This window comes from Clostridium sp. HV4-5-A1G (genome assembly GCF_900184915.1).
GTDB classification, from domain to species: Bacteria; Bacillota; Clostridia; order Clostridiales; family Clostridiaceae; genus Clostridium_B; species Clostridium_B aromativorans.
The window spans coordinates 1-11,108 of the sequence record NZ_FXYI02000120.1 but is presented as its reverse complement, the minus strand read 5'-3'; the positions used below and the strand labels follow the sequence as shown (position 1 = coordinate 11,108).

Annotated in this window: 11 protein-coding genes; 8 read left to right on the top strand and 3 right to left on the bottom strand. The window is 33.4% G+C overall.

Annotated elements, in window-relative coordinates:
* Window positions 1–80 precede the first annotated feature (80 nt).
* The 8 genes from J5G60_RS12565 (at window position 81) to J5G60_RS12530 (ending at window position 8,784) form a co-directional block, all read left to right on the top strand.
* Window positions 81–1,190, top strand: a complete 1,110-nt coding sequence (locus J5G60_RS12565; protein ID WP_150358048.1) for an ABC transporter ATP-binding protein — start codon at window positions 81–83, stop codon at window positions 1,188–1,190.
* The gene (locus J5G60_RS12560) at window positions 1,187–2,086 is read left to right on the top strand and encodes an ABC transporter permease (RefSeq protein WP_328707012.1); all 900 of its coding nucleotides are present in this window, start codon (window positions 1,187–1,189) and stop codon (window positions 2,084–2,086) included. Before J5G60_RS12565 ends, J5G60_RS12560 begins: the two co-directional genes overlap by 4 nt.
* Window positions 2,086–2,874, top strand: coding sequence for an ABC transporter permease (locus J5G60_RS12555; protein WP_150358049.1), 789 nt, complete (start codon window positions 2,086–2,088; stop codon window positions 2,872–2,874). Before J5G60_RS12560 ends, J5G60_RS12555 begins: the two co-directional genes overlap by 1 nt.
* Window positions 2,875–2,936: 62 nt before the next feature.
* Window positions 2,937–4,016, top strand: coding sequence for a polyamine ABC transporter substrate-binding protein (locus tag J5G60_RS12550; RefSeq protein WP_150358050.1), 1,080 nt, complete (start codon window positions 2,937–2,939; stop codon window positions 4,014–4,016).
* A 45-nt stretch (window positions 4,017–4,061) separates the two neighbouring features.
* Window positions 4,062–5,432 carry an N-acyl-D-amino-acid deacylase family protein gene (locus tag J5G60_RS12545; RefSeq protein ID WP_150358051.1) on the top strand — a complete coding sequence of 457 codons (1,371 nt, stop codon included), beginning with the start codon at window positions 4,062–4,064 and terminating at the stop codon, window positions 5,430–5,432.
* A gap of 47 nt (window positions 5,433–5,479) precedes the next feature.
* Window positions 5,480–6,466 carry a UDP-glucose 4-epimerase GalE gene (gene galE / locus J5G60_RS12540; protein ID WP_150358052.1) on the top strand — a complete coding sequence of 329 codons (987 nt, stop codon included), beginning with the start codon at window positions 5,480–5,482 and terminating at the stop codon, window positions 6,464–6,466.
* 94 nt (window positions 6,467–6,560) lie between these two features.
* On the top strand, window positions 6,561–8,258 hold the full coding sequence (argS, locus tag J5G60_RS12535) for an arginine--tRNA ligase (protein ID WP_150358053.1): 1,698 nt from the start codon (window positions 6,561–6,563) through the stop codon (window positions 8,256–8,258).
* Between the two features lie 145 nt (window positions 8,259–8,403).
* On the top strand, window positions 8,404–8,784 hold the full coding sequence (locus J5G60_RS12530) for a CBS domain-containing protein (protein WP_150358054.1): 381 nt from the start codon (window positions 8,404–8,406) through the stop codon (window positions 8,782–8,784).
* A 10-nt stretch (window positions 8,785–8,794) separates the two neighbouring features.
* On the opposite strand, the gene J5G60_RS12525 is transcribed toward J5G60_RS12530, so the two are convergent.
* Genes J5G60_RS12525 through J5G60_RS12515 form a run of 3 tightly spaced genes read right to left on the bottom strand, consistent with a single transcriptional unit; the run spans window position 8,795 to window position 11,013 of the window.
* A complete protein-coding gene (locus J5G60_RS12525; protein WP_207708013.1) occupies window positions 8,795–8,947 on the bottom strand; it encodes a FeoB-associated Cys-rich membrane protein in 153 nt (50 codons plus the stop codon).
* 17 nt (window positions 8,948–8,964) lie between these two features.
* The gene (gene feoB / locus J5G60_RS12520) at window positions 8,965–10,731 is read right to left on the bottom strand and encodes a ferrous iron transport protein B (RefSeq protein ID WP_150358055.1); all 1,767 of its coding nucleotides are present in this window, start codon (window positions 10,729–10,731) and stop codon (window positions 8,965–8,967) included.
* A gap of 48 nt (window positions 10,732–10,779) precedes the next feature.
* Window positions 10,780–11,013 carry a FeoA family protein gene (locus tag J5G60_RS12515; RefSeq protein WP_150358056.1) on the bottom strand — a complete coding sequence of 78 codons (234 nt, stop codon included), beginning with the start codon at window positions 11,011–11,013 and terminating at the stop codon, window positions 10,780–10,782.
* Window positions 11,014–11,108: the final 95 nt, after the last annotated feature.

The window sequence follows — 11,108 nt, the reverse complement described above, 5'->3', positions numbered from 1 at the left end:
CCACCGAGATCTACACTTCTAGCTTCGTCGGCAGCGTCAGATGTGTATAAGACACACATTATAATCTGGAGGTGAAAAAATTGGATACTATACTTAAACTAGTCAACCTAGTAAAAGTTTTTAATAATCAGGAAGTAATAAAGAATATTTCTATGGATATTAAAAGGAGCGAATTTTTAACTATTCTTGGCCCCAGCGGCTGTGGCAAGACTACTACTCTCAGGATGATTGCCGGGCTTGAAAAACCTACTAGCGGAAATATATTATTAGATGGTCAGCATATAGAAGATAAGGAACCCTATGAGCTCAATGTAAATACTGTTTTTCAAAATTATGCTCTTTTTCCTCATATGAATGTCTACAAAAATATAGCTTATGGCTTGAAAATCAAAAAGATCCCAAGATCAGAGATAAAAAAGCGTGTGACTAAAATGCTGGAACTTGTACAACTTAATAGTTATGAAAAGAGGATGCCAGATCAATTGAGCGGAGGACAAAAACAAAGAGTAGCAATTGCAAGAGCACTTATAAATAACCCCAAAATATTGCTTTTGGACGAACCCTTAGGTGCATTGGATTTCAGACTTAGAAAAAAAATGCAAAGTGAATTAAAATCTCTCCAGCAAAAATTAGGAATAACTTTTATCTATGTAACTCATGATCAGGAAGAAGCTCTTTATATATCCGATAGGATAGTCGTAATGAATGCTGGAGCTATAGAACAGCTAGGTGACCCTAAAGATATATATGAAAGACCAAAAAGCAAGTTTGTGGCTAGCTTTATAGGTGAGTCAAATTTGTTTGATTCAACTGTAGAAGAAATTTTGGGAAACAAAGTTCTGTTGAGAACAAAAAATTCACAAATACTTGTAAATAATAAGTCACTGGAAATAGGAGATAAAGTTTGTATACTTATTAGACCTGAAAATATAAAATACTCTCTAACAAGTATTGAACATTTTAATCTCAAAGCTGTAGTAAGGGAAAATGTATATTTGGGATCCAACATAAAAACCATTTTTGTACTGGAAGATGGAAGAAAGGTAATTTCAGTTAATTATAATAAAGATCTTAAGATTCCAGAAATGAATGAACATGTTTGGATATATTGGGATCCAGAGGATGCAGTGATAATAAATTGTGAAAATGACAATAAATCAGATCGGGGAAAAAAGGTGATGGTGAGTTGAGCAGCAGAAGTGAAACACCGGTGGTAAAAAATACAGTTAAAAGACGAATTCCGAATTTTGAAAAGAGTTTTTTTATACTTCCCATTTCCGGGTGGATGATATTTTTTATGGCAGTGCCAATTCTATATATAATTTTTATAAGTTTTCTTCAGAGAGGGATAAATGGGGGAATTGACGTTATATTCTCTTTAGAAAATTATAAGAGAATTTTTTCTCCACTTTATCTCAGAATTTTTCTTGACTCTGTTTCCATTGCATTTACAACCACTTTATGTACACTGTTCCTGGGATATCCCTTTGCCTATTTAGTGGCAAAAATACCAAAAAGATTTCGCATATTGGCCGTAATGTTGATAATTATTCCTTTTTGGACAAATTCCCTTATAAGAACTTATGCATGGATGATACTTATGAGTACAGGGGGACTTATAAACAATGTACTTATTAAAATGGGACTTATAAGTGAACCTCTGAAAATGCTCTACACATATGGTGCAGTGCTTGTAGGAATGATATATGCCCTTTTTCCATTTATGGTACTTCCTCTCTATACTTCCATAGAAAAAATTGAAGGGATCTTCATTGATGCAGCTAAAGATCTTGGGGCAAATCCTCTTAAGGCTTTTTTAACGGTAACTTTGCCTCTTACTATGCCTGGAATAATTGCAGGATGCATACTGGTTTTCATACCTTCTTTGGGGCTGTTCTATATATGTGATCTCATGGGTGGAAGCAAGGTTATGCTTATAGGGAATCTTATTAAAAACCAATTTTTAGTTTCAAGAGATTGGCCTTTTGGAGCAGCTGTATCCATAATTATGATGATTGCTATTTTGGTTATTATAGGTATAAGTATAAAATTGCTTGGAAAGAAAATTGACTTGGAGGTTTTCTGATGAAGACTAAATTTTTTAGGCAAATTTCCAATATATATATTGGAATGATATTTATATATTTATATTTACCTATATTTATAGTCGTAGTTTATTCCTTTAATAAATCAATGGCAGGGACTGAATGGATGGGATTTACTATGGACTGGTATAGGAAGTTATTTAAGGATTTAAATGTCATAATTGCATTCAAGAACAGTTTAACCATAGCAATTGTAAGCACTGTAATTTCCTCTATAATAGGTACAATAGGAGCTGTTGGACTATATAAGTATAATTTTAAAGGGAAGAATTTAGTGGAAGGGCTTTTAGACATAACTATTGTTATCCCCGAAGTCATAATGGGTATTGCTCTGCTCATGTATTTTTCTCAGATGAGATTTCCTCTTGGAATAGGTACTTTAGTTTTATCTCACACTACTTTTAGTATACCTTTTGTATTTATTGTAGTAAAATCAAGATTGGCCGGATTTGACTCCAGTATCGAAGATGCTGCAATGGATCTCGGGGCAAGTAGATTTAAAGTATTTACAAGTATTATCCTTCCACTTATATTACCTGGTATATTATCAGGAGCTATGATTGCTTTTGTTTTGTCTTTTGATGATGTAATTATAAATTTTTTTGTATCTGGTCCAGAAAGTACTACTTTACCTATAAAAATATTTTCCATGCTTAGATTTGGATTATCACCAGAAATCAACGCACTTTGTACTTTGATGCTTTTAATTACGTTTGGAATTCTAATTATGGTACAATTTATTAAAACAATGGGAACAAAGAAAGTGTGAAAATAGAAGTAGCTATAAATGAATTATATTGCGATTAATATAGGATCAAGGAGGAATGTATAATGAAAAAAAATCCGTTTAAAATATTAATTTTAGGGATAACAAGTGTCTGTTTTATCTTTGCTTTATCTGCCTGTAGCATTCAAAGTAAACCTACATCCGACAATAGTGAAAAAGTGGTAAATCTATTTACCTGGGCCAATTATGTGCCTGATTCAGTAGTAAATGAGTTTGAAAAACAAACTGGAATAAAAGTAAATTACAGCAATTTTTCTACCAACGAGGAAATGCTTGCAAAACTTCAGGCCTCCAGAGGCTCTGAGTATGATGTAGTAATATGCAGCGACTATATTATTGAGGTTATGGGGAAACAAAAAAATATTTTGATGCAGCCTATAGATAAAGCAAAAATACCTAATTATAAAAATGTGGATCCACAGTTTTTGAATCAGGTTTATGACAAGGGGAATAAATACTCCATGCCTTACACCCTTGGAAGTCAGATGATTGTATATAATTCCGAAAAAGTAAATTTTCCAATAAGAGGTTATAAAGATCTATGGAATCCTGCACTTAAGAATTCATTGGTTCTCGTGGATGATCCAAGAATAGTGTTGGGAATGACACTAAAAAAACTAGGTTACTCCATGAATGAAACGGATTCTAAAAAATTGGATCAGGCTAAACAGGATTTACTTAAATTAAAGCCCAATGTAAAAGTACTTGATGCAGATACTCCCCATAACAGCCTTATAAATGGCGATACCACAGTAGGATTCATGTATGGTTCTCAAGCATCGGCAGCAGTTAAAGCAAATCCTAAATTTAAGATAGTATACCCTGAAGAGGGAATGAATGCTGAAGAGGATAATTTTATTATACCGATAAAAGCCCCTCACAAAGAAAATGCAGAAAAATTTATAAACTTTATGCTGGATGGTAAAATAAGCAATGAAGCTACTACTGCAAATGAATATGTAAATACAAATAAAGCTGCTAAAAAATATATGTCAAAGGAGTATTTAAACAACAGGGCGGTATTTATACCTGATTCAGAATTAAAGAGAGCTGAGAGATTCAGAGATGTGGGAAGTGCTACAAAAACGTATGATTTAATATGGTCTGAATTCAAACAAAGATAAAGAGGATTTTAAGCATAGAAAATATTTTGAAAGGAGGTTAGCTTTATGGATATCTATGATGTAGTTATAAAAAATGCCCAAGTGGCAGATCCAGAACAGGAGGTTATGTTTAAAGCCAATATAGCACTGCTGAATGGCAAAATAGCTGCAATTACCAGTGAGGATATAAGAGGAAAAGTAGAAATAGATGCTAAAGGGTGCACAGTAAGTCCTGGATTTATAGATATTCATGCCCATATTGATGGAAATATTAACTGTGGAGAACTGTCTTTAGTTCAAGGAATTACCACTACAGTAGGGGGCAACTGCGGCGGTGGGCCATTGAATTTAGATAAATTTTTTTACAGGCAAAATAAAAATGGTTTCTTAATAAATCAACTTCAATTCATAGGACATTCATTTAGTTTGAGATGCAGTGTGGGAATTACCAATCCATATACTGGAGCTACTGAGAACGAAATAAGAAAAATGAAAACTATCTTAGAAAAAGAATTTTACAACGGTGCAGTGGGGCTGTCCTTTGGCCTTGAGTATGCTCCAGGATCTTCTTTTGAAGAAGTTATAGCCTTGAGCAAAGTAGCTTCAAAGCATAAAAAATTAATTTCTATCCATACAAGACTTAGAGCCCCCAATGATTTAGATTCTCTTAGAGAAGCTGTTAGAATTTCCGAGATTACTGGAGCCTTAGTACAGGTATCTCACCTTGTATATCAATATGGAACAGGGGTCATGACAGAAGCACTTGATATCATCGATCGTGCAAGGGATAGAGGAGTGAATATATGGGCGGACAGCGGTATGTATACTTCTTTTGCTACAGGTATATGTACCAGTGTTTTTGATGAAAATCACATCAAAAAATTCGGTTGGAAGCTGAGTGATTTGTTTATTGCATCTGGAAGTTTAAAAGGGCATTGCCTTACGCGGGATTTGTATAAAAAACTGAGAAATAAAAAGGAAAATGCAGTGATAATCTGCAGTACTGGAATTGAGAATGAGATCTACGAGGCACTTTTAAAGGACTATATAGTACCTTCCTCGGATTCAGGAGCCAGCCCTACAGGCAATATGGGAGAGGGGCATCCACAAAATGCGGGTACTTTTCCACGATTTTTTAGAAAGATGGTGAGGGAAAAAAATTACATTTCACCTATTGAAGCCATTAAAAAATGTACTCTGATACCTGCACGTATATTAGGGCTTAAAAATAAAGGCAGAATGGCTGTAGGATATGATGGCGATCTTGTTGTATTTGACCTAAATACTATTTGTGATAAATCTAGATTTTTAGGAAAGGGTAAACCTGATACCTATCCCGAGGGAATTCATTATGTTATTGTAAATGGACAGATAGTATTTGAAAATGGCAGGATCAAAAAAGGAGTTTTACCTGGAAGGGCAATTGAAATGAACTAAATTTAGTTATAAAATATATATTATTATGTATTTTAGGAGGTTTTATAATGCCAATTCTAGTTTGCGGCGGAGCAGGATATATAGGCAGCCATATGGTTGCAAGACTGCTTGAGGAAGGAAAAAAAGTTGTAGTGTTGGATAATTTTGAAAAAGGACATAGGAATTCCATTTTAGGCGGAAAAGTCTATGAGGGTGATTTAAGGGAAGAAAATTCATTAGAGAAAGTTTTTAAAGAAAATGAAATTGAAGCGGTAATAGATTTTGCAGCCTATTCCCTTGTGGGAGAAAGTGTAGATAAACCTATTAAGTACTTTCAGAATAACGTGGGAGGTACTTTAAATCTTATAAAGGCCATGAAAAAATATGGAGTAAAATATATAGTATTTTCTTCAACGGCAGCTGTATATGGAGAGCCTAAAAGTATTCCTATTTTAGAAAATGCACATACTAGTCCTACAAATCCTTATGGTGAATCTAAGCTCACAGTAGAAAAAATATTAAAGTGGAGCGATAGAGCCTATGGAATAAAATATGCTGCACTTAGATATTTTAATGCTGCAGGGGCACATGTAAATGGACTTATTGGAGAGGATCACAGGCCGGAATCCCACTTAATTCCAATAATACTTCAAGTGGCCTTGAAAAAAAGAGATAGAATATTCATATTTGGAGATGATTATGATACAGAGGATGGAACTTGTATAAGAGATTACGTACATGTCGCTGATTTGGCAGATGCCCATCTCCTGGCACTGAAGAAAATTATGAATTATGACGAAAGCAAAATATACAATCTTGGAAATGGAAAGGGATTTTCTGTAAAAGAAGTAATTGAAATTTCAAGACAGGTAACTGGTGAGAAAATAAAGGCTGAAGTTTCTCCAAGAAGAGCAGGAGATCCTGCAGTTCTGGTGGCTTCTTCTAAAAAAGCCATGGAAGAACTTGGCTGGAATCCAAAATACAATTCCATTGAAAAAATTATTGAAACCGCATGGAATTGGCACAAAAAGCATCCTCATGGCTATGAAAAATAATTAAAATACATAAATTTGGAATCGAGATCAAGAAATGTAGATTGTGAAAGGAGTTGAAAAGTGTTAAATAGGCTGACGTTTATTTAGCAAAAGTATGGATTATAAGGAACTGGTAGCAGAAAAAATTCAAAAAAACATAAATGCGGATTTGCAATTGGATTTTATAGAGGGATTGATAGAAATACCTCCAAGACCTGAAATGGGAGATTATGCATTTCCATGTTTTCAATTGGCAAAGGCTCTGAAAAAAGCACCTAATATAATTGCACAGGAACTAAAGGATAAAATAGGAAAAGACTATTTTGAAAAAATTGAAAATAAAGGAGCTTATTTAAATTTTTTTGTAGATAGAAATATATTTATAAAAAATGTGATAACCAAAATATTAGAGCAGAAAGATAAATATGGAAGTTCATCTATAGGTAAAGATAGTAATATAGTTGTGGAATATTCCTCTCCCAATATTGCAAAACCCTTTCATGTAGGTCACCTTTTTAGTACTGCCATAGGAAATTCTCTCTATAAGATGATGAGTTTTGAAGGCTATAATTGCACTAGAATAAATCATCTTGGAGATTGGGGGACTCAATTTGGAAAACTCATAGTTGCATATAAAAAGTGGTGTAATGAAGATGAACTTCATAAAAATCCAATAAAGGAGCTTTTAAGGATATACGTAAAATTTCACAAAGAGGCAGAAAAAGATCCTGAGCTTAATGAAGAAGGCAGATTGCATTTCAAGAGACTTGAGAACGGATGCAGAGAGGAAGTTGAGCTCTGGAAAAAATTCAAGGAATTAAGCCTTAGGGAATTTAAAAAAGTATATGATCTATTGGGAGTGGAGTTTGATTCCTGCGCAGGTGAAAGCTTCTATACAGATAAAATGGATGCAGTTATAGATGAAATAGATAAAAAAGGACTTCTTGTAGAGAGCAACGGAGCAAAAGTAGTTATGCTGGATAAATATAACATGCCTCCTTGCATTGTGAAAAAGTCAGATGGCGCCACTATATACGCTACAAGAGATTTGGCTGCAGCTATATACAGAAAAAAGACTTACAATTTTTCTAAATGCATATATGTGGTTGGAATGGATCAATCCCTTCATTTCAGACAGGTATTTACTACACTTAAATTAATGGGAAAAGATTGGGCGGATTCATGTGTGCACGCGGGTTTTGGATTAGTCAGATTTGCAGATAAAAAGCTTTCTACCAGAAAAGGCGACGTGATATTCCTAGAGGATCTTTTAAATAGATCAGTACAGAGGACTCTTGAAATAATAGATGAAAAGAATCCCAAACTGGAAAATAAGCTTCAGGTGGCTCAAAAAGTGGGAATAGGTGCTGTAATATTTACTTATTTAAAGAATAACAGAGAGAGGGATATAGTATTCGACTGGAACGAAATGCTGAACTTTGAGGGTGAAACCGGACCTTACGTTCAATACAGTTATGCCAGAGGGAAGAGTATACTCAGAAAGGCAGAATACATTGACAGTCAGGCAGATTATAGCAAATTAAACAGCAAAGAGGAATTTGAACTCGTAAAAGTTCTAAACAATTTTAGGGATTCTATATTAAATGCTATAAATAAATTAGAACCTTTTATGGTTACCAGATATGTAATAGATGTGGCAAAAGCTTTTAATAAATTCTATAATGCACACAGCATTTTAAATGCAGAAGACGAAGCTATAAAATTTGCTAGATTGCAGCTTGTAAAGGCAACCTGCCACGTAATAAAAAATGGACTGAATTTGCTTGGGATTGATGTAGTTGAAGAAATGTAGTATCCGGGTATAAGTAGGTATTGTAGGTATTTCGTTATTAACCTGCCTTCCGTACCACAGAACATTTATTTGTAAACCCATGTGGTGATTATATTAACTTTTTTAATTTATTAAGATGTTGTATAATAAAAGGGGAGGTGGGTATATGACAGTAAAAGAAATAATGCGTTCTCATATTATAAAGCTAAAGAAAAAAGATAGCCTTTGTAAAGCTTTAAAAATGATGGACAATCACAATGTAAACGGTGCACCAGTAGTGGATGAAGACGGAGAACTAGTAGGAATGATAGTAAAGGCTGATATATATAGATTTCTCATGGAAGAGGGACATTATGATACTTGTCCAGTAGATTGGGCCATGACAAAGAATGTAGTCACTGCTTATAGTGATGAGGACATTTTTACTGTAGCAAAAAGATTGAGAGAAAAAAACATAATAGCTATTCCCGTAGTTGATGATAAAAATATAGTAAAAGGAATCGTATCCATTGAAGATATATTGGATTATGCATTAAAAAAGTCCTAATTATATGCAATCAAGACTTTTTTTTCTTAATATTATGATATGGGCAATTTGTGGTAGAACAGCAATCACATTTGCCCCTTGATTTAATTTTAAGGTTTTTATACAGTAGATAACCTGCTACTATTACTATTACAGCTGTTATTGTAATTTCTATAAATATCATATGAGATATCCTCCTAATTAGCTAAATATTAAAGTAGCTATTCTAAATACCAGGAAAGAGCCTATCCAGGCAATTACAAGTTGATATGCTACAGAAAAAACGGCCATTTTGTTTCCATATTCTTTTTTCATGGTTGCTATTGTAGATATACAGGGAGTATAGAGCAGTACAAAAACTAAAAATGAATAGGCGGAAATAGCTGTAAAATGATTTGGCAATACAGCAGTTAAATTTCCACTGTACACAATTCCCATGGTACTCAGTACAATTTCCTTAGCCATAATTCCCGTTATGAGAGCTACTGAACTCTGCCAATTTCCAAATCCCATAGGTGCAAATATAGGACTTATAAAATTACCAATTGAAGATAAAATGCTCTTATCCATATCCACCATGCCAGATAAATTGAAATTAGACAGGAACCATATCAGAACAGACATTGAAAATATTATTGTACCAGCTTTCCTCAAAAAGCCTTTAGCTTTTTCCCAGGTATGCAGTAATAAGCTTTTAAGTTCAGGAATGTTGTATTCTGGAAGTTCTATTATAAAAGGTTCTTCATCTTTTTTAAATATAGTACTTTTAAAAAGAATTCCTATTAAAAAAGCTACTGAAATTCCCAAAATATATAGTGAAAAAACTACAGTGGTCTTATAATTTACAAAAAAAGCAGATGCAAAAAGTGAATATATTGGAAGCCTGGCATTACAGGACATGAAAGGTACTAACAGTGCTGTCAATTTTCTGTCTTTTTCACTTTCCAGGGTTTTAGAGGACATAATAGCTGGAACTGAACATCCAAACCCAACTATAAGTGGAATAAATGCTTTTCCAGATAACCCCATCTTTCTCATAAGCTTATCCATTATAAAAGCTCCCCGTGCCATATATCCGCTGTCTTCTAAAAAGGATACTCCTAAAAACAAACAAAATATAACTGGGAAAAATACAATTACAGATCCTACCCCAGCTAAAATACCATCAACTAAAAATGAACTAAACCACGGACTGGTTGATGAAAGCAATATTTTTAAATGTGAAGTTAAGAAACCATCTACAAAATCACCAAGAGCATCTGCCATAGGCTGTCCTACCCAGCTAAAGGTGAATTTAAAAATTAATATAAGTGCTAATAAAAATATGGGATAGGCCCACAGCCTATTCAAAACTATCTTGTCTATTTTTTCAGTAATGGAAGTTATATCTTTTTTTACCTTTGTCAAACAATTCTTTAGGACTTCATTTATATAATGATAAGCTTCACTTTCGTCTTTGAAATCAAATTTATCATCGTTTTGCGGTTGTTTAAAATCACCGTTCTTTAAAATTTCAAGAAGCTTATCTATTCCCTTACCTTTAGTTGCTATAATTGGAACTACAGTTACTTCCAGTTCATTAGATAATGTCGAAAAATTTATCTTAAAACCCTTTGATTCAGCTACATCTAGCATATTTAATACCAATATAATGGGCTTGTTAAATTGCTTTAGTTGAGTAGTAAGATATAGATTCCTATTTAAATTAGAGGAATCTACAATATTTATTATAACATCCGGGTTACCCTTCAATAAAAATTCTTTTGATACTTTTTCTTCATTGGAATAAGTATCCATAGCATATATACCAGGCAAATCCACCACTTTTATAGAATTATCTATATAACCTTCCTTTTTTTCTACAGTTACTCCAGGCCAGTTACCTACATATTGATTGGAACCAGTTAAATGATTGAATAAAGAAGTTTTGCCTACATTTGGATTTCCCAATAAAGCTGCCACAATCATAATAATCCTCCCGCCTCACATATATCGTCGATATTTATATCTTAACTATTACAATTTACTTAAACTGCTTATTGATATATTTTTTGCATCTCTTTTACGTATTGCCAGATTGAAGCCTCTTAAATTTATAACTATGGGATCTCCCAAAGGAGCAGATGTTTTTACCAGTATTTCGGTACCTTCTATACATCCAAGCGCTAGAAGTCTTTTAACTAATCTTTTATCTCCACTTAAATTTTTTATAAATCCCTTCTCACCGGGCTTTAAATCGCAAATGCTCATAATAACTCACCTCGACAGGTAATTTATAAATAATGAAAATCATTATCATTATTTGATTTTATAATATCATATTTAGAATGTACTGTCAATAAATC